A 23,412-nucleotide genomic window follows, 5' to 3' on the forward strand; every position below is an offset into this window, starting at 1 on the left:
CACCGCGTTAATCCTGAATGCGCGCGTAATCGTTGGCGACCATCGCGAGCAAGCTCGCTCCTACAGGCCTGTGCACAAGGAAAGCACCATGAATGCCATTGTCGATTCGGCCGGTAAAAGCCCGGCCAAAGTAGAGGTCGGTACCAAACTGCGCGGTGCGCAAAAGGTTGCGCGGATTCCGGTGAAGATCATTCCCACGGATGAATTCCCGCGCAAACCCGACTGGATTCGCGTGCGCATGCCGATCTCTCCCGAGGTCGACCGCATCAAGCAACTGTTGCGCAAGCACAAGCTGCACAGCGTCTGCGAAGAGGCGTCCTGCCCTAACCTGGGCGAGTGCTTCTCCGGTGGCACCGCGACCTTCATGATCATGGGCGACATCTGCACCCGTCGCTGTCCGTTCTGCGATGTCGGCCATGGCCGGCCCAAGCCGCTGGACGCCAACGAGCCGATGAACCTCGCCGTGGCCATCGCCGAACTGCGCCTGAAGTACGTGGTGATCACCTCGGTGGACCGCGACGATTTGCGCGACGGCGGCGCCCAACACTTTGTCGATTGCCTGCGCGAGATCCGCAAGCTGTCGCCCGGCATTCAACTGGAAACCCTGGTGCCGGATTACCGCGGACGCATAGACGTGGCCCTGGCGATTACCGCCGATGAGCCGCCGGATGTGTTCAACCACAACCTGGAAACGGTACCGCGCCTGTACAAGGCCGCGCGGCCGGGTTCGGACTTCGAGTGGTCGCTGAACCTGCTGCAGAAATTCAAGCAGATGATGCCGCACATTCCGACCAAATCCGGCCTGATGCTGGGCCTGGGCGAGACCGACGAGGAAGTCATCGAGGTCATGCAGCGCATGCGCGAGCACGACATCGACATGCTGACTCTCGGTCAGTACCTGCAGCCCTCGCGCAGTCACTTGCCGGTGCAGCGCTTCGTGCACCCGGACACCTTTGCCTGGTTCGCCGAGGAAGGCATGCGCATGGGTTTCAAAAACGTGGCGTCCGGGCCGCTGGTACGCTCGTCCTATCACGCTGATCAACAACTTCATGGAGGTGCAGACGGTTTCAAGCCATCATGAGACGACTGGTCATGCATGGAGCCGTTCACGATGTTTCGTTCACCCTGTCTGTCGATGCTGTGCCTGAGCCTTGCCCTGCCGTGCATGGCCGACGAGCCGAAACCCGGGCACATGGTGTATGTGCGCAGCATTGCCCCGGGTATCGAGCAGGATATCCGCTACGCCAGTGCCCATAACTTCACCGGGCATCCGCTCGACGGCTACCAGGCGGCAGAATGCTTGCTGTCGGCGGATGCCGCCAACGCCCTGGCCCGGGTGCAAACGGCGCTTGAAGCCGAAGGCTACGGCCTGAAAGTATTCGACTGCTATCGCCCGACCCGTGCGGTGGCGGACATGGGCCGCTTTGCCAGCGCACCCGGCGACCCGCTCAAGACCGAGTTCTATCCACGGGTCGACAAGCAAGACTTCTGGCGCCTGGGTTATGTCGCCCGGGTGTCCAATCACTCCCGGGGCAACACCGTCGACCTGAGCCTGACCGGCCCCGACGCCCTGCCCGTCGACACCTGGACACCTGCGGCCACGCCGGTGGATTGCACCGCACCTTACGGCCAGCGCTGGCTCGACGGCGCGCTCGACATGGGCACCGGTTTTGACTGCTTCGATGAGCGTGCGCATACGGACTCGGCGCTGATCAACGTCACGGCCAAAGCCAATCGCCAGCGCCTGACCAGTGCCATGGCCAAGGAAGGCTTTGTGGGTTATTCGGCCGAGTGGTGGCACTTCACGTATAGCGGGAATACACAGAAGCCGGATGTCATGAACTTTCCCATCACGCCGTTGGCACCATGAACAAGCTGATCAAGACCCTGTTGCTGCTGTTGTTTCCACTGATCGCCATGGCACAGGGGCTCGACGGCAGCGATCAACTGATCGTGGTCACCAGCAAAAGCTGGGATGACATCCAGGCCACTGCCCAGCGCTATGAGCGGCATGGCGAGTCGTTTGAAAAGTTCGAAGCACCCTTCGCGGTGGTGCTCGGCAAGAATGGCATGGGCTGGGGCAAGGGCCAACTCAACCCCGGGCGGCCTGAAGGGCCGGTCAAACAGGAAGGCGACGGCAAAGCCCCGGCTGGAGTGTTCGGCCTGGGCACGGCGTTTGGCTACGAACCTTCGGCCAATACCCGCCTGCCCTACCTGCCACTGACAGCGACCATCGAATGCGTGGACGACAGCCAGTCGACTCGCTACAACGAGCTGGTCGACAGCTCGGTCATTGCAAGAGACTGGAGCAGTTCCGAGCAAATGCGCCGCAGTGATGACTTGTACCGCCAGGGTATTTTCATCCGGCACAACACCCTGGCCACTCCCGCTGCCGGATCATGCATTTTCTTCCACATCTGGCGCGGACCCACCGCACCGACTCGCGGCTGCACCGCCATGGACCCGGCGGATATCGCGCGGTTGCTCAACTGGCTGGACCCGGGCAAATCCCCGGTGCTGGTGCAACTGCCCGAAGCGCAGTACGAACAGTTGCGCCAGCGCTGGAGCCTGCCGAAGCGTTAATCAAATGCGTCCATAAGCACTACCGGTATCAACCCCGCTCAACCGCCACTGCACTCATCGACGGCTTGGCCAGCGCGTAATAGATCACACCCGGCACCAGCAACCCGACGATCCAGGAAATATCCACACCTCCCAATTGCGCAACCATTGGCCCGGAGTAGAAATGGGTATCGACAAAGGGCAACTGGATCAACACGCCGATCACATAGACGCTGATCCCCAACACGTTCCAGCGACCGTAGCGCCCGCTCGGGTCGGACAGCGCCGGGATGTCGTAACGCTCCTTGTTGATGAAGTAGTAATCCACCAGGTTGATCGCGCTCCAGGGTGTGAAGAACGTCAGCAAGAACAGGATGAAGTACTTGAACGAGTTGAGGAACGAGTACTGCCCGAGCAACGCCAGCGCGGTGGATGCCGCTACGATCAGCAGCACGAACAGCATGCGCTGGCGGGCGGTGATTTCCAGGCGACGACGAAAGCCGCTGATGATGGTGGCGATGCACATGAAACTGCCATAGGCGTTGAGGGTGGACACCGTGACCTTGCCGAACACAATGCTCAGGTACAGCAAGGACGCGATCACACCGCTACTGCCCAGGCCGACAATGGTCGCCACTTCGTGCCCACGGAAATTCCCCCCGGCCAACGCAGCGGCGAACACCCCCAGCACCATCGAAGCCTGAGCTCCCAGCACGGTGCCGAGGCCCACGGCGGCGAAGGTTTTCCACGATGAGGTCTTGCTCGGCAGGTAACGTGAGTAGTCCGCCACGTAAGGGCCGAAGGCGATCTGCCAGGACGCCGAGAGCGAGACCGCCAGCAGGAAAGTGCTCCAGCTGAAATGACGGTTATCGAGCAGCAGGCCGATGTCGTTGAGGGTCATCAACCGGGTGAACAGGTAGGCGAACGCGATGATGCCCAGCACGCTGGCCACCCGTCCGACCAGGTGAATCACCCGATAACCGAAGATCGTCAGAAACGCGATGCTCGCCGCGAAAATCAGGATGCCGGCGCTGTCGCTGACACTGATCAGCTGCGCAATCGCCTGCCCCGACAGCACCGCGCCGGTGGCGCTGAAACCGAGGTACATCAGGCACACCAGAACGATCGGGATCGCCGCGCCATAGACCCCGAACTGCACTCGGCTGGAGATCATCTGCGGCAGCCCGAGTTTCGGCCCTTGCGCCGCGTGCAGCGCCACCACGGCACCGCCCAACACTTGCCCGATCAACAGGCCGATCAGCGACCAGAACACATCGCCGCCCAGCACCACGGCCAGGGCGCCGGTGACGATGGCGGTGATCTGCAGGTTGGCGCCGAGCCACAGGGTGAACTGGCTATAGAGACTGCCGTGTCGCTCAGCCTCGGGAATGAAATCGATCGAGCGGGTCTCGATCAGGGGACTGCGTTGCGCACTCATGACGGTGTTTCCTTTGAGGAACTGTTTTTGTTGTCGGGGCTGAACTTAGAAAGTCTTGGTGGCACTGGCAACGACCGTGGCCGAGCACAGGTCGTCATAGCCGTACCAACTGGCGCACTCGCTTTTCGACAAGTCCGTGTCGATATAGCTCAGGCCCCAGGTGACGCCGAGGAAGTCGCGGGTCAGCTTGGCTTCCCACTCGTAGTAAGACTCACGGCTATCGCCATTGGCGGACCAGAACGCGGGGTCATTCACATCGTTGCGCCCAAAGCGCAAGTCCAGGCCGACTTCGGCCGGCAAATCGATTTTGTAGCCCAGGTAGGTGTAAAGGGTGTCCTGGTCCTCGCCGAAGAAGTTCGGCGTGTCCTTGGAGTAATAGGCACCCAGCTTCACGCCGTACAGGTCGAGGACGGCGTAGACCTCGCTGAGGTTGAAGTCGGAATTTTTCGGGTAGTCGTACTTGATGTAGCCCAGATCCAGGCTGATTGCGTCGGTCGCCTGCCAGTAATAACCCGCGTAGTACTCAAGCTCCTGGCGGGTATCGAAGTTGCCGCCGAAATCGACGTTGGAGGTCCAGGCTCCGATGTACAGGCCGCTGCTGTGCAACAGCGTTGCGCCACCCTGCACTGCCGGATCGCCCAAGGTCTGCGAGATGCCCCGGGTACGGTAGTCGCTGACGACGCCCAGGGTCATGTCCAGGCTGAAATCATCGTTGAGGGTCAGGGCCTGGCTGCTCAGGGGGATCAATGCGAGTGTCGCGAGGGTCAATGCTGAAAGTGCGTTCATACAGTTCTCTTGTTGTTATGGCGTACGGGAATTTCAGGCATGGCGATGCCAGGCCCCTCGCGCTACGAGGGGCTGGCGGTTTTTTGCGTGTGCTGGGTGTACGCAGGTCAGGACGCGGGGGCGTAGACCTGCTTGCCGGCGAAGAAGGTATTCAGGACTTTGGTTTCGAACAGTTCGTCATCGCTGACCTTGAACACATCGCGGTCGAGGATGATCAGGTCGGCCTGTTTACCCGGTGCCAGCGAACCGATCTGCTGATCCAGGCGCAGGGTTTTCGCCGCGTTGATGGTGTAGGCGTAGAACATGGTCTGGCGGTCGATGCTTTCCTTGGCATTGAGTACGCCCAACGGCCCCTTGCGCGTGCTGGCCTGGGCAATGGCGTTGAACGGATTGGCGCTCGACACCGGCCAGTCGCTGCCACCGGCAATCGTCGCGCCAGCGTTATGCAATGACCGCGCGGGATACTGGTAACCGTAGGCAAAGGCGCTGATGTAAGGTTTGACCAGTTCGACGGTGTAGGACTCGCCGGTGGCCCACAGCAGTTGCATCGAGGCAATCACGCCCAGTTGCTTGAAGCGCGCAAACTCCTTGGGGTTGACCAGTTGCAGGTGCGCGATGCTGTGGGGCACGGGTGTCGGGCTAAGTTTGCGCGCATACGCCACGCCATTGAGCGCTTCACGCACCGCGCGGTCGCCGACGGCATGCATGTGTACGATCCAGCCGCGTTTTTCCGCTGCCACCACCAGTTCGCCAAAGTGCGCCGGGTCGGTCAGCAGCTGACCGTCCTTGTGGCTGTTCTTGTACGGCACGACGACCGCCGCTGTTTGCCCCGGGAATTCAAGAATGCCGTCGACAAACACCTTGACGCCGGGGAACGTCAGGTTAGGCACGCCCTCGAACTGTTTCATTACCGTGGCGATCACCTCCAGGTCGGCGGGTTTGCTCTTCGGATTGGTGACCATCAACGCGGCGACGTGGGCACTGAGTTCGCCGTTCTGCGCCAGTTCCTTGTACAGCGGCAGCACGCCAATACTTTCGGCGGTGGCATGGAAATCGAACAGCGAATCCTCACTGCCGCCGTTCGCCGCCGCGTCCATCCAGGCGGTGACGCCGAATTGATTGTTGATCTTCACCGCCTCGCGAGCGGCCTTGAGCATGGCCTCCGGGCTGGGCGCCGGAATCCCGTTACGCACCACGTCCCAGCGGGATTCGGCAAAGTAGCCGTTAGGGGTGAAGTCCGCTTCATGGCCGATGTAACCGCGTTCCTTTTCCGGCAGGCTCTTGACCAGCGCCGCGTCGATGCCCAGGCGCTTGAGCATCGCGTTGTTGGCCCAGCCGGTGTGCCCGTCGATGCCACTGAAGACAATCGGTTGGTCCGCCCAGCGTCCCTGGTTGAACACCTTGCCCAGTTCACGGCTTTTCTCCCAGTAAGCCGAACTGACCCCGGCGACGCTGATCACATCACCGGCGCGTGCGCGTCCGGCCTTGTCTTCTTCGATCAACCATTGCTCCAATTCCGGCAAGGGTTTGACCTCGTCCAGCAGGTTGGCCTTCATGCTATCGAACGCACCCATCACCGGGTGGCTGTGGGTGTCGATCATGCCTGGCATCAGCACCTTGCCCGCCAGGTCGATACGTTGGGTCTTGGCATCGGCCAGGGCATTGATTTCGGCATCGCTGCCCACTTTCAGAATCTTGCCGTCCTGCACCGCAACAGCCTGCACCAGCGCCTGGCCGGGTTCGGCGGTAAAGACCTTGCCGTTGAACAACACCAGGTCAGCGGCGGCCATCGCCTGCACCGACGACAAGGCCAGCGCGGCGGCCAATAGGTTTGGAATAAATCGCATCGGAACGCTCTCTAATTTTTATGGGGCGGATCGGGAAGTAACTGCTTGGGAAACCACGTGCGGCGCAAGCCCCAGAAACGGCGCCTTGGCCCACACGACCTTGCCGCCGACCAGCGTCAGCAGCACGTCATTGCGGCCCAGTTCCTCCTCGGGCACCTGCATGAAGTTCTTGTCGAGCACGATCAGGTCAGCGAACTTGCCGACTTCGACCGAGCCCAGCACCGCATCCAGCTTCAGCTGTTCGGCGGAACTGAGGGTGATGCTGCGCAGCACCTCGGCTCGCGACAGCGCCGGATCGGCGTTGAGTCGCCCGGCATATTTGTGGCCATAGCTGTGCGGATTGCTCGGGTCGCCGGAACGGGTGACACCGACTTTCAGCGCCAGGAACTCATCGAGGGGATCGACCGGCCAATCGCTGCCGAACGCCACTCGGCCGCCGGCATGGGCGATGCTGCCGGAAGGCTCCATGCGCTCGAATCGCTCGGCACCGAGGTGATCGCTGGTACCGTCGACCGTGGACGGGGCCTGCTGCGCCCACTGGAACGACATGGTGGCGGTGACGTCCAGTGCCTTGAAACGTGCGTAATCGGCAGGGTCGACTGACTCGGCGTGAGCGATGGCCGGGCGGAAGTCTTGACCGGGCAGTTCCTTGCGCACGTAGGCGACGCTGTCCAGTGCATCGCGCACCGCACGCTCGCCGGTGGCGTGCAGGTGCGGATCGAGACCGGCCTTGACCGCTTGCAGCACCAGCGGATTGAGCACCTGCGGCGGGAAGTACAGCTCGCCCAGGTTCTTGCCCGGCGTCCACTGCGGCGCCTGGTCGGTGCCGCTGTTGTGCAGGTACGGGGTCAACATGGCGCCGGTGTCCGCCGGGGCATTGATGATGCCGTCCAAGAACAGTTTGACGTGGCGCATGTTCACGCCCGGCGCGACGTTCACCTCACCCTGGTCATAGGTGCTGGCCAGGGCCTTGGCCTCGGCGATGGTTTTCACCGGGTCGGCGGCCGCGGCGGCCGGGTCCAGTTTGATCGCCAGCAAGGCCCGGGCGGTCAGCTCGCCGGACTGTTGCAGGCGGGTGAAGGCCTTGCCGTTTTCCGGCCCCGCCAGCGCATCGAAGAAACTGGTGATGCCTTGCTGGCGCATGGCGTCGAGGGCCGCTCGCATCTGATTGAGTTTTTCCGCGTCGGTCGCCGGCGGCACCACGGCGGCCAACGATTCGGCGGCGCCGTCTTCACAAATACCGTTCGGGTTGCCGGCGCTGTCGCGTCGGTATTTGCCGTCTTCGGGGTCGGCGGTGTTCTTGTTGATCCCGGCCAGTTCCAGGCCGCGAGAGTTGGTCAGCACGGTGTGGAAGTCGGTGGAGCGCACCTGGATCGGACGCTGGGTCTTGAGCGCGTCCAGGGTCGATTTGTCGGCATCGCCGTCGAGCCCGGTCATGCCCATGCGGTCCCAGCTGCCCACTTCCAGCCAGACGTCCGGGCCCTTGTCCTTGTCGGCATCGAGGCAGGCCTGGATGCTCGCCTGAAACTGCGCGCGGGTCATGGTCTGGTATTTCAGGTCGCACAAGGTCATGGCGCGACCGCCATCCCCGGGGTGCATGTGTGCATCGACGAAGCCCGGCATCAGCATGCGTCCGGCCAGGTCGATCAGTTGTGTTTGCTTGCCGATGTAGCCGTCGACCCCGGCATCGCTGCCGACGTAGACGATCTTGCCACCTGAAATGGCGATGGCCTGCTGCACGGAATTCTGGCCATCGACGGTGTAGACGTAGCCATTGCGCATGACCGTGTCGGCGGGCGTCGCGCCCAACGCCACGCAGGAAAACGCCGTTGTCGATGCAACGGCGATGAACAACCTGGAAAGTCTCAAATGCCTCACCCCTGTTCTTATTGTTTTGAAGCGGCCCGAAGCGACTGCGCAAGCCCTTGTATAGACAGGGCCTACCCTATAGGGCGCAGCGCGCGAATGGACCTCTGCAAATGAGGAGGGGTGAGGCAATTATTAGTTGATCGAAGATCTATTCAGGCGGATCGATTTGATCCACCGCCGAGATGATCCACCAAATGATGGACCATCACGTCGGCCACAGCCAGCGTCTCGATCAGATAACCATATGGGTTTCGGGGGGTGACCTGCGGGTCGACGGCAAACAGCAGGTTAGGTGTGCTCGGGGTGGCGTTAATGTCGGCAGCGGAGGGGAAATGGAAAGTGAGGGCGCTTAGCCTCTACTTCGGGACCGGTCAAAGTGTCCAGGGAATCGACGTAAAAGTTGTTCGCGTGTTAATCCTGTACGCGAAAAATCCCTGATTTCTTGAACCATCACGGTAGGCATTACGCCAGGAATGTCGCCCGATAACCCACTTTCGATTCGCGCCAATATATGGTTGGGATTTGGATCTGCAAAAGCACCGCCAACATGGGGGGCTGCTACAGATAGGTGGTTCCGAACATTTACATCCGAATGGATTTGATAAACGCTCTGCAATGCGGCGTGTCGCGAATGATCTGGCTGTGCATGAATAGCATCCAATTCAGAACCAGGTGTTGCATCGAACCATCTTCCAGCTTCCGTGCGGTTCACGATTCGCTCTCGTTCTACACCGGAGCTGTATTGATGATACGAAGAGCCAGGTTTTTGAACGTCCCTCCTTGCCTTACTCCACAAATATTCCGGCCCTGTGGCAGGTCGAGCGCCACGAGCATTCGTGGCAATTCCCAGATTTTTAATAGCGGACGGTCGAACAAGATATTCGTGTGATATTTTTTTTCCAACTTCAAGCGACAGGTTCATTTTGGCTTTCGCTACCCAGCCCGAAACCATGGCTTTAACCCTGGATGGTAGAATGAATTGTCCAGTCGGATCACTATTGTTTATCGGATCTCCAAGGCAGTAGGCATAGGAATTCAACCCACCCTTCTCAAACGGACTCAAACTGTCTGCACTGTTGAATCGCATCAGCACCGGGTTGAACGCCCGGTACCCGTTTCCCAACAAGTAATGCCCGGTTAGCAGGTCTCGCCGTTCACCGTTGAATCCCAACAAAGAGGTCACTCCATTCTCGGCAATACGATAACCATAGGGCGAGTAAGCGATAGCTGGGAAAGCATCGGCGTGGACAGCGCACAGCACCGAACGTTGCTGATCAGTGGCTAGTAACGTGACGTCGAGCGTCTGGTCCTGACGTCGTCGTTGCGCCAACAACTGATCACCGCCCTGCAATAGCGAAAAGGTAATCGCTCCCTGCACCTCGGTGGCCAGACGACTTTTGCAATAGAAGCGCTGACACTCGGGGAGACTTACCAGCGACTGACCGATCAGCCTATCCAGTGGGTCGTAGTTATAACGGCACAACAGAATTTCGCTTGGAGGGGACACGGGGCAATACTCGTTTCCGGTTGGCTTGAGTATTGATGGTTTTATCTGAGTTGGTAACTATCAGAACTGATAGGGCGATGGGCTAGTAAACCTTGGCATCGGCTGCTGATTTTGAGGCTCCCGAAGTGCGGCGTACAGCCTCCGTAGGCGAAGTCGATAAACGCAACACCGTACCCAGTTCCACCTTGCTTTTCACACCGAGTTGCAAGTAGCAATTGCGCAGGTAGGTGCGCACGGTCGACGGGCTCAAGGCGAGCATTCTGGCGATTTCCTTGTAGGAGTGGCCCGCGGCGAACAGCATCGCCGCCGTGCGCTCCCGAGGTGCCAGGCCGTCCCCGCCCGAGGGTGCTTCCAGGGACAGGATGACGTGTTCGGCGTTGGGGCTCAGGGTCAGGGCGCAGCGGCCCAGACGGATCACGCAGGGGGCTTTGGACAATTGCGCGATTACCTCCGGTGGCAGCGTGGAACCGCTCCAGCCGGGCAGTTCGCGCTGGATGGCGACGCACAACCTGGCCCCCACATAGAGCAGACTGCCGTCCATGCGCGCGACGCCAAAATCACTCGCGCCGTTTTCGCTGTCGAAGCGAATCATGTCCTGCACCTGAAACCGCCACAGCTGGAAAAGGTGATCGCAGAACGCCAAAAACAGCTCGGCTTCGTTCTCCTCGAACGCCTGTTCATCCTGCCCCCGGTAGAGGCAGACGAAAAACATCAGGCCGCTTTCGGGCAATTCGTAGGTGATGCTCATCAAGTGATAGAGGTCGAAGCGCCGGGCGAAATCATTGACCGCCTCGCAAGGGTCGTTGAAACCCGTGTCGCATACCACCTCACCGGGACGATTGAGCGTGGCGTAGGAGAACTGATCGTTGGCCGCCACCGGATGCCATTCGGCGGCAAAGGATTCAGGAAGCTTGATGCTGCCATGCATCCAGCTTTGCATGGGCACCTCAGGACCTGGTGCAGACATTTCGCCCCACCAGGCAGATGCGAAGGGCACCAGCTGACCGAATGCCTGCAGGCCATCGGCGATGAACCGCGACGCCCCGCTCTCCCGCGCCAGCCGGCCCAGGTGCAATACGCAATGATTGAACGCCTTGAGCGTGATCATCGTTGCGTCGCCCTCGACTTTATTTCCCTCCCCCATCATTGCGTTCCCGTTCACTGCATGGCCTTTGGTTTCGACGATGCCATAGGCCCGTGACGAGCGTCCAGCACGCAATGACATCATCGGTTACAAAGTGCTGTGCAACCCGTACAGCTGTGGCCTGCGGTCCCGATGCAGGTCATTGCGGGCGCTGATGCGTTTGTTGCGCGCCTCGGCGAGGTTCAGCGTGGCCAGCAACATCTGCTCGCCACCCTGCTCCGCCGGCCCGGCCAACGGGTAGCCGTCGGCATCGACGATGACCGAGCCCTGGACCCAACCGACTCCACGTTCATGGCCATAGCGATCACAGGCGGCGATGAACATTCGGTTGACCGAGGCATTGGCCTGCACCCGCAGCACTTCGGCCGGGCGCTCGGTTGGCGGCCGCGGACCGTCGGGCCAATTGACCGGCGCGCACAACAGCTCGGCCCCGGCCAGCGCCGCAAGACGCACCCACTCGGGGAACTCCAGGTCATAGCAGATCAGCATGCCGAACCGTCCATGCAGCGTTTCGACCACGGGCGGTGGCGCATCGCCGGCGCTGAAGATGTCCTTTTCGGCATCCCATAAATGCGCCTTGCGGTACACCGCGCGCAGGCCGTTGGCGTCGATCATCGCTGCGCTGTTGGCCAATTCGTCACCGGGCAGGCGCTCGCAGAACCCACCGACTATCACCAGGTTCAGCTCACGGGCCAGGGCCTGCCACAGTTGCAAGGTCGGACCGTCAACGGTTTCCGCCAGGCTCAGCGCCTCAAAGCGGTCGGCAAACAGATAGCCACTCTGCACCAGCTCGGGCAGCACGACGACTTGCGCGCCCTGAAAGGCTGCCTGGCGAATCGCGCGTTCGGTGAGCGTGCGGTTGTAGGCCAGGTCGCCTATTTTCGGTGCCAGTTGGCAGCAGGCGACCACTGTGTTTTTGGCGTTGTTCAACGCACTGTCTCCGCAGATGAATGGGTCATGGCGACGATGTCGCTTTCGCTCAGTGCGTCGATCACCCGGCGTTCGGCGGCCAGATCAATCGAGCGGCTGAGCAGGTAGTAGGTCAGCCCCGACACCACAAGACCTACCAGCCAGGCGATGTCCACGCCTTCAAGCATCCGCGCCAGCGGACCAACGAACACTTCCTTGTTGGCCGCTGCGTTGAAGATGTAGAAGAACGGCACCATCGCGGCGAAGCCGATCAGGTACGAAACGATGCCGCGAAATTGCCAGGCGCCGTAGATGCCTTTTGGCGTGAAGAAATGCGGGATCGCATAACGGCCCTTGCGCACGAAGAAGTAGTCCACCAGGTTGACGGCGGTCCACGGCACGAGGAAGTACAGCAGCAACACCAGGAAGGTGTTCAGCAGAGCGATGCCGTCACCTTTGATCGACAGCACGCAGGTCAACAGGATGACGCTGATCACACTGATCGAGAGCACACGGGCACGGGGTGTCGGGGTGATTTTTTTGATCGAGTCGACGCCGGTCAGCAGCGTCAGCATGGCGCTGTAGGTGTTGAGCGCGATGATCGGCAGGAAGCCCGCCACCGAAACGATCACCAGCAGATTGCCCAGCCCCGGAATCATCGACGAGCCGACCTGATTCAACGCCACCAGCGCATCCGCCGCTTTCAATTGCTGTGCCAGCCAGGCACCGAGGCCGATCATCCAGCTGCCCGACAACGAGGCGCCGATGAACACCACCGCAATCAGTTTCGTCCGGCTGGTGTTTTTTGGCAGGTAACGGGAATAGTCGGACACGTAGGGCGCATAGGAAATGTTGTAGCTGGCACCGATGGCGAACAACGTGGCGAAGGCCACCCAGTTGAAGCCCAGATCAGTCGCCGGTGTGACACCTTCCTGGCCGGCACCGAACATCAGGGCGATAGTCACCAGTGCGTACAGCGGCAAGGTCGCCAGCAAGGCCCACTTGAAGGCCTTGTGCATCAGGTCGTGGCCGTAGATCGATAACAGTGCGCCGATCAGCACCACGGCCACGGCGACGATGGTCGGGTCGATGCCAAACACATGTTCAAGGCCGTTCATGATCAGCGAGATGTTCACCACGTTGAATCCGACGAACACGAACATCGTCGCCATCAACGCCAGGATCACCCCGCGATAACCGAACTGCGCACGGGACTGGATCATCTGCGGCAAACCCATTTCCGGGCCCTGGGAGCCGTGGAACGCCATGAAAATAGTGCCAAACATAATGCCCAGGGCACCGGCGAGCATGGTCCACAGCGCCGACAAGCCAAGGCTCGGGCCGACAAAGCCGATGGAAATGGTGAAGAAGTGGAAGTTACCCAGGAACCAGAACGGCCCTTGGCTGCTGAGTTTGGCGTGACGTTCGTTTTCCGGGATGTAGTCGATGGAGTGGCCTTCGATGGCCAACCCGCCGCTCGCCTCGGTGGCGTGCGCAGTCACTGGGGAACCTGACATACGATTGTTCCTATGCTGTTGTTTGTTGTTTTTGTGGGTACAGAGCTCGCTACGACGTCCAGATCAGGTGAAACTCCATAAAAAGCTGACGATGACGCTGGTTTCACGGCAATGTAGGGCGTGAGTTCTGGCAGTAAAATAACGCAGGCACACTGTTTACATAGATCAGCATCTATGTAAGCGAGAATCGGGAGCCCCCATGCTGGGAACTGTTACGGAGCTGGATCTGCGTCTGATCCGGGTATTTCTGACCGTCGTCGAAGCGGGCGGCATCTCGGCGGCACAAACCGCTCTCAACACCACGCAACCCACGATCAGCGCGCAACTGGCAACGCTGGAAGCGCGGGTCGGTTTCCGTCTGTGCGAACGCGGACGCGGTGGGTTTTCCGTGACGCCCAAAGGTACTCAATTCATTGAGGCTGCCCGGCGCTTGCTGGCAGCGGCCGAAGGTTTTCGGGTCGAGGTGCAGCACATCAACCGCAAAGTCTCGGGGAGTATCAACATCGGTTTGCTGGGGCAAATCGACCCGGTGGCGAACAGGAAAATCGGCCAGGCCATTGCCCGTTTGCGGGCGCGGCACGAGGGGCTGTACTTCCACTTCACCGAGTTGTCGTCGTCGCTGCTGGAAGAAAAAATCATCAATGGCCATATCGACCTGGCCATCGGTTACTTCTGGCACCGTTTGCCCAACATCGACTATTTCCCGCTGTTCCCGGAAACCCAGATTGCCTACTGCGCACCGTCGCATCCGCTGTTCGGCCAGGTCGGCGCACTGACCCGCGAAGATGTCAGCGAGTTTGACTGGGTCTGGCCGAGCCATCCGTTACCGGAAATGCCGGCCCCCACCTCCATCGAACGTCTGACCGTGCTCACCGACAGCATGGACGGCGCGGCCCTACTGATTCTGTCCGGCCAGCACCTGGGGTTTCTGCCGCAACACTACGCGACCCGGCATGAACAGCTGGGGCAGTTGCACCCGCTGAACCCGGATCTGCTGCGCTATGAGGTGAGCTTTCATGCGGCGGTGCGACATTCGGCGCGGCAGCGGGATCTGGTGAGTGCGTTCCTCAATGAGCTGATCGAGATTTTCGGTTCACCCTTGTAGGAGCGAGCCTGCTCGCTCCTACAAGGGGGCGCAATGGTGTTATCAGAAGCGGATTTCAGCAGCCGGGACCACATCGATCCGGGCCACCGAGCTGCTCAGATCTGCCCAATCCTTGTTGTGTTGGGCAATGATGTCTTCGGCAGTGACATTGCCATTGTCGACGGTGGAGTGCGCGTCGGCGGCCAGCACCACGTCGTAGCCCAATTGATGCGCCTGACGCAGGGTTGCATTCACGCAGTAATCGGTTTGCAGGCCGCAGATGACCAGCCTTTCGAAGTCCTGTACCGGCAACAACCGTTGCAGGTTGGTCTGATAGAACGAATCGCCAGTGGTCTTGCGCACGCGATGATCCTTGGGCGATGTATCCAACCCTTCGGCCAGTTGCCAGCCCGGGGCACCGTGTTTAAACAGATCACCCTCTTCTTCGTGCTGGATCAGCACCACCGGAACACCGGCCTTGCGTGCCCTGGCAGACAGGTCATTGATGGTGTTGATGACCCGTCCAATCTCGAAGCACTCGTACTCACCGGAACACAAAGCCTGCTGGACATCGATGATTAACAACGCAGTGGTCATGATTGCCTTCCTTGATATGTCGAGGGATCAGGGGACGAACATAAGCCCGTCCCCCTCCGGACACAACCCTCAATAACCCAGCGACAACCCGGTGTTACGCCGTGGGTCGTTCGCCCCGTAGAAACGATTATTGCCTACCGGTTTGCCACCCAGGGATGGCGCGCCGACCAGGATCGCCGCCAGATGGTTGGCATCCTGGGGACCGGTAAACTTGTGCCCCCAGCTTTCGAGGATTTTCACCGTGTCCGGGCTGGTGGTGAAGGCTTCCAGGTTGGTCTCCTCCGGCAGCCACTGTTGGTGGAAGCGCGGCGCATCCACCGCTTCCTGGATGTTCATGCCGTAGTCGATCACGTTGAGCATGGTCAGCAAGGTCGCGGTGATGATGCGGCTGCCACCCGGAGTGCCGACCACCATCACCACTTTGCCGTCCTTGGTGACGATGGTCGGGCTCATGGACGAGAGCGGCGCCTTGCCCGGTGCGATGGCATTGGCCTCGCCCTGCACCAGGCCATACATGTTCGGTACGCCGATTTTCGAGGTGAAATCGTCCATTTCGTCGTTGAGGATGACCCCGGTCTTGCTCGCCATCACACCGGCACCGAACCAGTCGTTGAGGGTGTAGGTCACCGACACCGCGTTGCCCCATTTGTCGACGATGGAGTAATGCGTGGTGTTGCTGCCTTCATGGGGCGCTACACCGGGTTTGAGTTCGCTGGATACCGCGGCCTTTTGTGGTTTGATCGCTTCGCGCAGCTTGGTCGCGTAGTTTTTATCCAGCAGATGGGCAATCGGGTTCTTCACGAAATCCGGATCGCCGAGGTAGCTGTTGCGGTCCACATAGGCGTGGCGCATCGCTTCGATCTGGTAGTGCATGCCCTGGGCCGAGTGATAGCCCAGCTCCTTCATCGGGTAGCCTTCGAGGATGTTCATGATCTCGCAGATCACCACGCCACCGGAGCTTGGCGGCGGTGCCGAAACCACGTGGTAACCACGGTAGTCGCACTCGATGGGCGCCAGTTCGCGGGTCTTGTATTTGTCGAGGTCAGCCTGGGTGATGATGCCCTTGTTGGCCTGGCTGGAGGTGACGATGGCGTCGGCCACCCAACCTTTATAGAAACCGTCGGCGCCTTTCTCTGAGATCTCCCGCAAGGTCTTGCTCAGGTCCTTTTGCACCAGTTTCTGGCCGACTTGCATCGGCTCGCCTTTGCTGAGGAAGATCGAGCCGGAATCCTTGATGTCCTTCTTGAACATGTCGGTGGCGTAGTCCAGCAGATCGACATCACCCTGCTCCAGCACGAAACCGTCTTCGGCGAGCTTGATGGCCGGGGCGATGATTTCCTTGCGCGGCTTGGTGCCGTATTTGGACAGCGCCAGTTCCATGCCCGAAACGGTGCCCGGCACACCCACGGCCAGGTGGCCACGGGTACTCAAATCGGGAACGACGTTGCCCTCCTTGTCCAGGTACATGTTGGCGGTGGCGGCCAGCGGCGCTTTTTCACGGAAATCGAGGAAGGTCTTGCGCCCGTCCGCCAGTTGAATGGTCATGAAACCGCCGCCACCGAGGTTGCCGGCTGCGGGGTAGACCACCGCCAGCGCATACCCGACCGCAACCGCCGCATCGACGGCGTTGCCGCCATTCTTCAGCACATCCACGCCCACATGGCTGGCCAGGTGCTGGGCCGTGACCACCATGCCGTTTTCCCCGGTAGCCGGGGCCACGGAGGCGGCATGGGCGGTCAGGCAACTGAGTGCCAATGAGGTCGCTATCAGCGATTTGGCAAAAGGTTCGTACTTCATGAGTCGGTCTCTTCTTGTTATTTCGTAGGAAAACGCTTCAAAAGCCGTAGCCAAGTATGGTCGGGATTACGTATTGCGCCTCCTCGCCGAGGCGGTATCCTTAACGCCTGTTCAGCAATTTCGCGCGAGCCCCTGACATGACCTATACCTGCATCACAGTGGCCTCCCCGGTCGGCCAGTTGAAGCTGGTCGCGAACGGTTCACGACTGGCGGCCATCCTCTGGGAAAACGACAAACCCGGCCGGGTGCGCCTCGGTCCGATGAGCGAAGCGCCGGACAATCCGATCCTGGTGCGTACGGCTGCACAGTTACGCGAATATTTTTCCGGCACCCGCGATCGCTTCGAACTGGAACTGGATTTTGCCGGCACGGAATTTCAGAAGAAGGTCTGGTCGGCGCTGCTGACCATCCCGTTCGGCGAGACCCGCAGCTACAGCCAGATCGCCGAACAGATCGGCAGCCCGACAGCGGTCAGGGCGGTGGGTGCGGCGAATGGCAAGAACCCGATTTCGATCGTGGCGCCTTGTCACCGGGTGATTGGTGCGTCAGGCAAGCTCACCGGGTTTGCCGGTGGGCTTGAGGCGAAGGCGTTGTTGCTGACGCTGGAAGGTGGGCAATGGCCCGGCACGGCACGGCTGCCAGGCTTTTGATCATGCCTGGGCGAAGAGGTTTTTCATCGCCGCATACTGCAACAGCATGATGGTCTTGGCGTCGCAGATTTCGCCACGGTAAAACGCTTCGAGCGCGTCCTCGAACGTCCACTCCAGCACTTCCAGCTCTTCGGTTTCCGCCTCCAGTCCGCCACCGTCGCTGACTTTCGACTTCGCGTCGTATTCGGCAATGAAGAAGTGCAGTTTTTCCGTCACCGAACCGGGGCTCATGTACGCCTCGAACACCTTCTGCACATGGTGTACGCGGTAACCCGTCTCCTCCTCCGCTTCATCGCGGATACGGTCTTCAGGCGCTGCGCCTTCCAGCAGCCCCGCTGCCACTTCGATCAACAGCCCGTCGTGACCGTTGACGAACACCGGCAGGCGAAATTGCCGGGTCAGTACCACGGTTCGCTTGTCACGGTTGTACAGGAGTATCGCCGCGCCATTGCCACGGTCGTAGACCTCCCGGACCTGGCGTTGCCACTCGCCGTTGTTGCGTTGGTAATCGAAGGTGATTTTCTTGAGCAGGTACCAGTCGTGGGACAACACCTGAGACTCGACGATGTTGACCCGTTCGGCCGTGTTCGACATGACAACACATCCTGTTATTGGTCTGAGGGGGCACATGATAAGTGAAAAAGAATAGCGCTTGCCCTCTCAAGCAAGCTGCGACTTGTACTCCTTCTCATACTTTCCGGCCAATGCCTCTTTCTGTTTGTCGTTGAGCAGTTTGCCGGCCATCTGGAAGAACTTCTGCTCTTCTTCCTCGAGGTGGTGATGCACTTTCTCCGAGAGTTTCTTCGCGGTCACCAGCCAGGCGGGGCTGGACATCTCGGTGTCGTCCAGTTCCTCCATCATTTCGTCCATTTCGTGATGTTCGGCGATGCCATGACGACAGAGGTCGACACCGTTGTCGAGCTCCATCAACGGGATGTAGAAATGCCGCTCTTCGGCCGTTGCGTGAGCTTGCAGTTCCGACTTGAGTTGTTTGTAGGCCTCGACGCGTTCGGGGCTGTCGCCGCTGGTGTGGATCAAGGCTTTGGCGTAAGTACGCTGGCGTTCATGGCTTTCGCGCAGGGCTTCGAAAATATTCACGGCGTGTCCTCATCGGTCGCACTCTGGAATGACGCGTACTAATGAGTGACATCTGTGCGCAGGCGACGGTTCCACCTGCTTTATGCTGATGGAACATTCGCGGCGACCACGCTAGGCTGCGGTTTCACTGCCATAAGGATATAGCCATGAACCTGCGTATCGAACTGTCGCAAAACCCCACGGAAGAACAACGCCAGGCCATTCTCAATCCCTTGCGCGCCTACAATGGCTCGAAGGCCGAAGGTAACGTGCCCGAGCACATCGCCTTGCTGGTGCGCGACGACAACGACGAGATCCTCGGCGGCCTGCATGGCCGATTGTTTTACCAGTGGCTGTACATCGACTTGCTGGTGGTGCCGGAACAGGCCCGGGGACAGGGCCTGGGTTCGAAACTGATTCAGATGGCCGAAGACCTGGCGCGGGAACGGCGCTGCGTCGGGCTGTGGCTCGACACCTTCGAATTCCAGGCACCTGGGTTCTACAAGAAATGCGGCTACAGCGAGATTGGGCACATTGCCGATTACCCGCCGGGCCACAAGCACTTCTTCTTCCAGAAACGCTTGAGCTAATGATCCATACCACCCCCTGTAGGAGCGAGCTTGCTCGCGATGGTCGTCAACGAAAACGCTGGATGCCTGACACCTCGCGGCGTTCCGATTTTTTTCGCGAGCAAGCTCGCTCCTACAGGGGGAACAGCATCAGATCACAGGCAAGTCGCCAACGCCGCCAAGCGGCGCTTGGCCACGAAATCGTCCTTCTGTGCGTAGTAGCTCAACACCGTGCCCGAGGCATCGGTGGTCACGTCGACGAAAGACTCCGCCGAACGTGTGTAAACGGTCGTTCCGCCCTTCTCCCCTGGTTGCAGATAGGCAGCGGCATCGACGCCGAACACGGCCTCGTCCTGCCAGGAAAACTGCACGCACCGGGCGACGTCTTTTCCCGGTTTTTCCGAGTTCAAGGTCTTGTACGGGGCCTTGGCGCGGGCTTCGTTCATCGCCGAGCCGGCGCATCCGGCCAGCAACGTCACGGCCAGCGCCACCATCAGAATTCGCATTGCATTCACTCATCAGGAAAAAGCGGACTTTATCACCCCGGTGGGCCATATCGTTCTGCTTTACTGCATTTATACCGCGACAGCGCGCAATGATTCGCGCACCCTGTCGCGCCAATAACGCCCCATCGCACCCGACTGGAAACCTGATGACACCTAATGCCGAGTTCTACAAACCGAGCACTGAATATGCCGACAAGCTGATCAGCCAGATCGGTCAGACGCCTTCCTGGATTGCCAAGCGAATCGGCGTCACCGACAAGCGGATTCGTTACATCCTCGACGGCGAAAGAACCGTCAAAGGCGAAACCACGCCGATCCAGATGACCTACACCGAACAGTTTGCCCTCGAATGCCTGGCGGCAGCGGCCAAGGCCAGTAAGAAGCAGTCTTCGTAATCCCATCCAAGGAGCGACCATGGCGGCAACCGAGCAGCAACATGAGCAGGCACTGAAGCGGTTTCTCGATGCGCGCCCCGAATTGCGCGAGGAACTCGACCACCTCAACCCGCTGTTGGCCCAGGCCAAGGGTGAAACGGCGGCACAGTATCGCGAAGAACGGCTGCACGAAGCGTTTGAAGCTGAAGCAGAACGCCAGCAGTTGTTCGCTTGGGAACTGACGTTGCAGTTAACTGCCGCCACCCCCCGGGACTACGAAGCACAGCGCCTTGAAGTGCACCGGGAAGTGGCGGAAATGGCCGGCATGGACTGGCTGGAATATTGCGAGTTGAATGGGATAAAACCGTAACCACTGTTCATGAAGGCCATCGCCGATGCTGCCCAACACCGCCAGGACCTTGGGTTGATCCTGCACCTGGTGATCCTCGTTGCCACCTTCATCGTCGGCAACCCCCTGGGCAATATCGTCAGCCGCCTGGGCAGGAACATCACCTGGGACTCAAGGCGTTGTTTGCCAGTGGCCTGCTGGCTGCCGGACTCGGGGAGTTGTCGTTGAAGATCCCGCGGCGCTGGCAGTTGGGGGTATATGCCGCGCTGGTTCTGGTGTTGACTGGGCCCGCCCAGACAACATCACTTTAGCCGCCCCGCCGATAAAGCATTATCATGGCGGCAGTTTCGCTGATCGAGTCCGTCATGAAGTTCGCCATCGCCGTGTTTTCCGCCGCCCATGCGCCCTCCTCGCGCCGCGCCCTGCTGTTCGCCCAAGCGGCGCTGGCCGACGGGCACGAGATTGTCCGGCTGTTTTTCTATCAGGACGGTGTCTACAACGCGTCCGCCAGCGTGGTCACGCCCCAGGATGAACTGGACTTGCCCAAGCAATGGCACGCCTTTGTCAGTGACCATCAACTTGATGGCGTGGTGTGCATCGCCGCCGCGCTGCGTCGTGGCGTGTTGAACGAGGAAGAAGCCAGACGCTATCAACGCGAGGCTGTAGCCGTCGGCGCGCCGTGGGAATTGTCCGGCCTCGGCCAATTGCATGACGCCGCGCAGGATGCCGACCGTCTGATCTGTTTCGGAGGCGCATGACATGGCCAAATCCATATTGATCATCAGCCGCCAGTCGCCATGGTCCGGCCCAGGCGCGCGGGAAGCGCTGGATATCGTGCTGGCCGGGGGCGCTTTCGATCTGCCGATCGGCCTGCTGTTTCTCGATGACGGCGTGTTCCAGCTGGCCGCCGGTCAGAACGCCAAGGCCCTGCAACAGAAAGACCTGAGCGCCAACCTGCAAGCCCTGCCGATGTTCGGTGTCGAGGAGTTGTTCGTCTGCGGCGACAGCATCACCCGGCGCGGCCTGGACCCGAACGAACTGTCGCTGGAAGAAGCCCGGGTATTGGCCGCCCACGAAATCACCGCCCTCATTGACCGTTACGACCAGGTGATCACCCTCTGATGTCAACTTTGCATGTGTTGTCTCATTCCCCGTTCGGCGACGAACGCCTGACCAGTTGCCTGCGCGTGATCGGCGCCAACGACGGCTTGCTGCTGTCCGGTGATGCGGCCTATGCGTTGCAACCCGGCACCGCGCCGTTCACTGCGCTCAGCGCCCGTGGCATGAAGTTGTTCGTCCTGGCCGAAGATGCCCAGGCCCGTGCGCTTGCGGTTCCAGACTGGGCCGAGGCCATCGATTACCCGGCCTTCGTCGAACTGTCGATTCGCTACGACAAGGTCAACAGTTGGCTATGAATGCATTGACGGTCGGCGCCCGCGCCATCGAGCTGGACAAGGACGGTTTCCTGGTCGAACTGAGTGACTGGTCCGCCGATGTGGCCAGTGCCCTGGCTGCTGCCGAAGACATCGAGTTGACGCCCGAACACTGGGAAGTCCTCGAACTGCTGCGCAGTTTCTACGCCGAATTCCAGCTGTCACCGGCCACCCGCCCGTTGATCAAGTACACCGCCCTGAAACTCGGCCCGGAAAAAGGCAACAGCCTGCACCTGAACCGACTGTTCAAAGGCACTCCCGCCAAACTCGCCGCGAAACTGGCGGGCCTGCCCAAACCGACGAATTGCTTATGACCGATTACCCAGCACTGACACTCGAAACGCCCGCCGAACATCCGTTCGCCCAGTTCGTACGGATCCTTGGCAAAGGCAAACGCGGCGCCCGTGACCTGACCCGGGTCGAGGCCCGCGAAGCCATGGGCATGGTGCTCGATGAAAAGGTCGAGGAAACCCAGCTCGGCGCCTTCCTGATGCTGTTGCGGCACAAGGAAGAAAGCGCAGAGGAGATGGCAGGCTTCACCGAAGCCTTGCGCGAACGCCTGAATCCTCCGGCAATGGCAGTGGATCTGGATTGGCCGACCTATGCCGGCAAGAAGCGGCACTTGCCATGGTATCTGCTGGCGGCCAAGTGCCTGGCGCAAAACGGCGTGCGGATTTTCATGCACGGCGGCGGCGCCCACACGGCCGGTCGCCTATACACCGAGCAACTGCTGGGCGAATTGAACATCCCGCTGTGCCGCAACTGGCAACAGGTCGGCTCGGCCCTGGATAACGGTGGCCTGGCCTTCATGCCGCTGGTGGACTGGGCACCGCAGCTGCAGCGGATGATCGACCTGCGCAATACCCTCGGCCTGCGCTCGCCGATCCACTCCCTGGCGCGGATCCTCAATCCGTTGGGCGCCCGTTGTGGCCTGCAGAGCATTTTCCACCCGGGTTATCAGGCCGTGCATCGCGACGCCAGCGGACTGCTCGGTGATACCGCCATCGTGATCAAGGGCGATGGCGGCGAAATCGAGATCAACCCGGACGCCGACAGCCACCTGTACGGCACCACCGGCGGCGAGAGCTGGGATGAGGAATGGCCGCAGTTGTCCGCGCAGCGTCATGTCAAACCCGCCTCGCTTGATCCTGAGCATTTGAAAGCGGTGTGGCGTGGCGACGTGGTCGACAGCTACCCGCAAATGGCCCTGATCTCGACCATGGCCTTGGCCCTGCGTGGCCTCGGACAGAGCCGCGAACAGGCCTTCGAAACCGCCGAACAATACTGGGCCGCTCGCAACAAATCGATTTAACCGATCATTTGCGCCCGATCTTTGCGCTTTTTGTTCGAACTCATCGGAATAGACTCGACTCCATCAATTATGGGTTTCGGGAGTC

26 protein-coding genes and 1 pseudogene are annotated in these 23,412 nt (G+C 60.3%); 14 read left to right on the forward strand and 13 right to left on the reverse strand.

The window, feature by feature from the left end:
* The first annotated feature begins 88 nt into the window (after positions 1-88).
* Genes lipA through AC3WTM_RS18110 form a run of 3 tightly spaced genes read left to right on the forward strand, consistent with a single transcriptional unit; the run spans position 89 to position 2,583 of the window.
* A complete protein-coding gene (gene lipA, locus AC3WTM_RS18100) occupies positions 89-1,081 on the forward strand; it encodes a lipoyl synthase (RefSeq protein ID WP_102670505.1) in 993 nt (330 codons plus the stop codon).
* A gap of 30 nt (positions 1,082-1,111) precedes the next feature.
* Positions 1,112-1,870, forward strand: coding sequence for a M15 family metallopeptidase (locus AC3WTM_RS18105; protein ID WP_102670506.1), 759 nt, complete (start codon positions 1,112-1,114; stop codon positions 1,868-1,870).
* Complete coding sequence (locus AC3WTM_RS18110) at positions 1,867-2,583, forward strand: L,D-transpeptidase family protein (RefSeq protein WP_102670507.1); 717 nt, start codon at positions 1,867-1,869, stop codon at positions 2,581-2,583. The genes AC3WTM_RS18105 and AC3WTM_RS18110 overlap by 4 nt, the downstream gene beginning before the upstream one ends.
* A gap of 28 nt (positions 2,584-2,611) precedes the next feature.
* Here the strand turns inward: AC3WTM_RS18110 and AC3WTM_RS18115 are convergent, their stop codons facing one another.
* The 8 genes from AC3WTM_RS18115 to AC3WTM_RS18150 form a co-directional block, all read right to left on the reverse strand.
* Entirely contained in the window at positions 2,612-4,000 is a 1,389-nt protein-coding gene (locus AC3WTM_RS18115) for a purine-cytosine permease family protein (RefSeq protein WP_102670508.1), read from the reverse strand.
* A gap of 45 nt (positions 4,001-4,045) precedes the next feature.
* Positions 4,046-4,786, reverse strand: coding sequence for a TorF family putative porin (locus AC3WTM_RS18120; RefSeq protein WP_102670509.1), 741 nt, complete (start codon positions 4,784-4,786; stop codon positions 4,046-4,048).
* A gap of 107 nt (positions 4,787-4,893) precedes the next feature.
* On the reverse strand, positions 4,894-6,633 hold the full coding sequence (locus AC3WTM_RS18125; protein ID WP_102670510.1) for an amidohydrolase: 1,740 nt from the start codon (positions 6,631-6,633) through the stop codon (positions 4,894-4,896).
* An 18-nt stretch (positions 6,634-6,651) separates the two neighbouring features.
* The gene (locus AC3WTM_RS18130) at positions 6,652-8,502 is read right to left on the reverse strand and encodes an amidohydrolase (RefSeq protein ID WP_219736531.1); all 1,851 of its coding nucleotides are present in this window, start codon (positions 8,500-8,502) and stop codon (positions 6,652-6,654) included.
* A 349-nt stretch (positions 8,503-8,851) separates the two neighbouring features.
* The gene (locus tag AC3WTM_RS18135) at positions 8,852-10,009 is read right to left on the reverse strand and encodes an RHS repeat-associated core domain-containing protein (RefSeq protein ID WP_102670511.1); all 1,158 of its coding nucleotides are present in this window, start codon (positions 10,007-10,009) and stop codon (positions 8,852-8,854) included.
* Between the two features lie 82 nt (positions 10,010-10,091).
* Positions 10,092-11,153, reverse strand: a complete 1,062-nt coding sequence (locus AC3WTM_RS18140; RefSeq protein ID WP_102670512.1) for a helix-turn-helix transcriptional regulator — start codon at positions 11,151-11,153, stop codon at positions 10,092-10,094.
* A gap of 87 nt (positions 11,154-11,240) precedes the next feature.
* Positions 11,241-12,083 carry a nitrilase-related carbon-nitrogen hydrolase gene (locus AC3WTM_RS18145; protein WP_102670513.1) on the reverse strand — a complete coding sequence of 281 codons (843 nt, stop codon included), beginning with the start codon at positions 12,081-12,083 and terminating at the stop codon, positions 11,241-11,243.
* Complete coding sequence (locus AC3WTM_RS18150) at positions 12,080-13,579, reverse strand: purine-cytosine permease family protein (protein WP_102670514.1); 1,500 nt, start codon at positions 13,577-13,579, stop codon at positions 12,080-12,082. The genes AC3WTM_RS18145 and AC3WTM_RS18150 overlap by 4 nt, the downstream gene beginning before the upstream one ends.
* A gap of 199 nt (positions 13,580-13,778) precedes the next feature.
* On the opposite strand from AC3WTM_RS18150, the gene AC3WTM_RS18155 reads away from it, so the two are divergent.
* A complete protein-coding gene (locus AC3WTM_RS18155; RefSeq protein ID WP_102670515.1) occupies positions 13,779-14,684 on the forward strand; it encodes a LysR family transcriptional regulator in 906 nt (301 codons plus the stop codon).
* 42 nt (positions 14,685-14,726) lie between these two features.
* Here the strand turns inward: AC3WTM_RS18155 and AC3WTM_RS18160 are convergent, their stop codons facing one another.
* Both AC3WTM_RS18160 and ggt read right to left on the reverse strand, forming a co-directional pair.
* The gene (locus tag AC3WTM_RS18160) at positions 14,727-15,260 is read right to left on the reverse strand and encodes a cysteine hydrolase family protein (RefSeq protein WP_102670516.1); all 534 of its coding nucleotides are present in this window, start codon (positions 15,258-15,260) and stop codon (positions 14,727-14,729) included.
* A 69-nt stretch (positions 15,261-15,329) separates the two neighbouring features.
* The gene (ggt, locus tag AC3WTM_RS18165) at positions 15,330-17,057 is read right to left on the reverse strand and encodes a gamma-glutamyltransferase (protein ID WP_102670517.1); all 1,728 of its coding nucleotides are present in this window, start codon (positions 17,055-17,057) and stop codon (positions 15,330-15,332) included.
* A gap of 137 nt (positions 17,058-17,194) precedes the next feature.
* Between ggt and AC3WTM_RS18170 the strand changes: the two genes are divergently transcribed.
* Entirely contained in the window at positions 17,195-17,707 is a 513-nt protein-coding gene (locus AC3WTM_RS18170) for a methylated-DNA--[protein]-cysteine S-methyltransferase (protein ID WP_102670518.1), read from the forward strand.
* Here the strand turns inward: AC3WTM_RS18170 and AC3WTM_RS18175 are convergent, their stop codons facing one another.
* Both AC3WTM_RS18175 and AC3WTM_RS18180 read right to left on the reverse strand, forming a co-directional pair.
* On the reverse strand, positions 17,708-18,301 hold the full coding sequence (locus AC3WTM_RS18175) for an NUDIX domain-containing protein (protein ID WP_102670519.1): 594 nt from the start codon (positions 18,299-18,301) through the stop codon (positions 17,708-17,710).
* 66 nt (positions 18,302-18,367) lie between these two features.
* A complete protein-coding gene (locus tag AC3WTM_RS18180) occupies positions 18,368-18,805 on the reverse strand; it encodes a hemerythrin domain-containing protein (RefSeq protein WP_102670520.1) in 438 nt (145 codons plus the stop codon).
* A gap of 146 nt (positions 18,806-18,951) precedes the next feature.
* Between AC3WTM_RS18180 and AC3WTM_RS18185 the strand changes: the two genes are divergently transcribed.
* Positions 18,952-19,374, forward strand: coding sequence for a GNAT family N-acetyltransferase (locus AC3WTM_RS18185; protein WP_102670521.1), 423 nt, complete (start codon positions 18,952-18,954; stop codon positions 19,372-19,374).
* Between the two features lie 134 nt (positions 19,375-19,508).
* On the opposite strand, the gene AC3WTM_RS18190 is transcribed toward AC3WTM_RS18185, so the two are convergent.
* Complete coding sequence (locus tag AC3WTM_RS18190) at positions 19,509-19,859, reverse strand: hypothetical protein (RefSeq protein WP_102670522.1); 351 nt, start codon at positions 19,857-19,859, stop codon at positions 19,509-19,511.
* Between the two features lie 146 nt (positions 19,860-20,005).
* Here AC3WTM_RS18190 and AC3WTM_RS18195 point away from each other — a divergent pair, with 146 nt between their 5' ends.
* From AC3WTM_RS18195 to AC3WTM_RS18230, 8 genes and pseudogenes are all read left to right on the forward strand, one after another.
* A complete protein-coding gene (locus tag AC3WTM_RS18195; protein WP_008015571.1) occupies positions 20,006-20,254 on the forward strand; it encodes a hypothetical protein in 249 nt (82 codons plus the stop codon).
* A gap of 19 nt (positions 20,255-20,273) precedes the next feature.
* The gene (locus tag AC3WTM_RS18200; protein WP_102670523.1) at positions 20,274-20,603 is read left to right on the forward strand and encodes a DUF6388 family protein; all 330 of its coding nucleotides are present in this window, start codon (positions 20,274-20,276) and stop codon (positions 20,601-20,603) included.
* Between the two features lie 134 nt (positions 20,604-20,737).
* Positions 20,738-20,864 (forward strand): annotated as a pseudogene (locus AC3WTM_RS18205) (DUF1275 domain-containing protein); the annotation flags it as partial.
* An 83-nt stretch (positions 20,865-20,947) separates the two neighbouring features.
* The gene (tusD, locus tag AC3WTM_RS18210) at positions 20,948-21,340 is read left to right on the forward strand and encodes a sulfurtransferase complex subunit TusD (RefSeq protein WP_102670561.1); all 393 of its coding nucleotides are present in this window, start codon (positions 20,948-20,950) and stop codon (positions 21,338-21,340) included.
* Between the two features lies 1 nt (position 21,341).
* The gene (tusC, locus tag AC3WTM_RS18215) at positions 21,342-21,704 is read left to right on the forward strand and encodes a sulfurtransferase complex subunit TusC (RefSeq protein ID WP_102670524.1); all 363 of its coding nucleotides are present in this window, start codon (positions 21,342-21,344) and stop codon (positions 21,702-21,704) included.
* Positions 21,704-21,997: a sulfurtransferase complex subunit TusB gene (gene tusB, locus AC3WTM_RS18220; RefSeq protein ID WP_102670525.1), complete on the forward strand. Its 294-nt coding sequence runs from the start codon at positions 21,704-21,706 to the stop codon at positions 21,995-21,997. The genes tusC and tusB overlap by 1 nt, the downstream gene beginning before the upstream one ends.
* Entirely contained in the window at positions 21,994-22,329 is a 336-nt protein-coding gene (locus AC3WTM_RS18225; protein WP_046037873.1) for a TusE/DsrC/DsvC family sulfur relay protein, read from the forward strand. The genes tusB and AC3WTM_RS18225 overlap by 4 nt, the downstream gene beginning before the upstream one ends.
* Positions 22,326-23,327, forward strand: a complete 1,002-nt coding sequence (locus tag AC3WTM_RS18230) for a glycosyl transferase family protein (protein ID WP_102670526.1) — start codon at positions 22,326-22,328, stop codon at positions 23,325-23,327. The genes AC3WTM_RS18225 and AC3WTM_RS18230 overlap by 4 nt, the downstream gene beginning before the upstream one ends.
* Positions 23,328-23,412 lie beyond the last annotated feature (85 nt).

The organism is Pseudomonas sp. EU05-FHT14B02 (assembly GCF_058791055.1).

Bases quoted from the DNA above. Each gene is read 5' to 3' on its own strand.
- AC3WTM_RS18195 (WP_008015571.1), top strand. From the start codon at position 20,006: ATGACACCTAATGCCGAGTTCTACAAACCGAGCACTGAATATGCCGAC.
- AC3WTM_RS18110 (WP_102670507.1), top strand. From the start codon at position 1,867: ATGAACAAGCTGATCAAGACCCTGTTGCTGCTGTTGTTTCCACTGATC.
- AC3WTM_RS18140 (WP_102670512.1), bottom strand. From the start codon at position 11,153: ATGGGGGAGGGAAATAAAGTCGAGGGCGACGCAACGATGATCACGCTC.
- AC3WTM_RS18175 (WP_102670519.1), bottom strand. From the start codon at position 18,301: ATGTCGAACACGGCCGAACGGGTCAACATCGTCGAGTCTCAGGTGTTG.
- AC3WTM_RS18115 (WP_102670508.1), bottom strand. From the start codon at position 4,000: ATGAGTGCGCAACGCAGTCCCCTGATCGAGACCCGCTCGATCGATTTC.
- tusD (WP_102670561.1), top strand. From the start codon at position 20,948: ATGAAGTTCGCCATCGCCGTGTTTTCCGCCGCCCATGCGCCCTCCTCG.
- AC3WTM_RS18170 (WP_102670518.1), top strand. From the start codon at position 17,195: ATGACCTATACCTGCATCACAGTGGCCTCCCCGGTCGGCCAGTTGAAG.
- tusC (WP_102670524.1), top strand. From the start codon at position 21,342: ATGGCCAAATCCATATTGATCATCAGCCGCCAGTCGCCATGGTCCGGC.
- AC3WTM_RS18160 (WP_102670516.1), bottom strand. From the start codon at position 15,260: ATGACCACTGCGTTGTTAATCATCGATGTCCAGCAGGCTTTGTGTTCC.
- AC3WTM_RS18230 (WP_102670526.1), top strand. From the start codon at position 22,326: ATGACCGATTACCCAGCACTGACACTCGAAACGCCCGCCGAACATCCG.
- AC3WTM_RS18150 (WP_102670514.1), bottom strand. From the start codon at position 13,579: ATGTCAGGTTCCCCAGTGACTGCGCACGCCACCGAGGCGAGCGGCGGG.
- AC3WTM_RS18155 (WP_102670515.1), top strand. From the start codon at position 13,779: ATGCTGGGAACTGTTACGGAGCTGGATCTGCGTCTGATCCGGGTATTT.
- AC3WTM_RS18200 (WP_102670523.1), top strand. From the start codon at position 20,274: ATGGCGGCAACCGAGCAGCAACATGAGCAGGCACTGAAGCGGTTTCTC.
- AC3WTM_RS18190 (WP_102670522.1), bottom strand. From the start codon at position 19,859: ATGCGAATTCTGATGGTGGCGCTGGCCGTGACGTTGCTGGCCGGATGC.
- AC3WTM_RS18125 (WP_102670510.1), bottom strand. From the start codon at position 6,633: ATGCGATTTATTCCAAACCTATTGGCCGCCGCGCTGGCCTTGTCGTCG.
- AC3WTM_RS18185 (WP_102670521.1), top strand. From the start codon at position 18,952: ATGAACCTGCGTATCGAACTGTCGCAAAACCCCACGGAAGAACAACGC.
- AC3WTM_RS18105 (WP_102670506.1), top strand. From the start codon at position 1,112: ATGTTTCGTTCACCCTGTCTGTCGATGCTGTGCCTGAGCCTTGCCCTG.
- AC3WTM_RS18225 (WP_046037873.1), top strand. From the start codon at position 21,994: ATGAATGCATTGACGGTCGGCGCCCGCGCCATCGAGCTGGACAAGGAC.
- ggt (WP_102670517.1), bottom strand. From the start codon at position 17,057: ATGAAGTACGAACCTTTTGCCAAATCGCTGATAGCGACCTCATTGGCA.
- lipA (WP_102670505.1), top strand. From the start codon at position 89: ATGAATGCCATTGTCGATTCGGCCGGTAAAAGCCCGGCCAAAGTAGAG.
- AC3WTM_RS18120 (WP_102670509.1), bottom strand. From the start codon at position 4,786: ATGAACGCACTTTCAGCATTGACCCTCGCGACACTCGCATTGATCCCC.
- tusB (WP_102670525.1), top strand. From the start codon at position 21,704: ATGTCAACTTTGCATGTGTTGTCTCATTCCCCGTTCGGCGACGAACGC.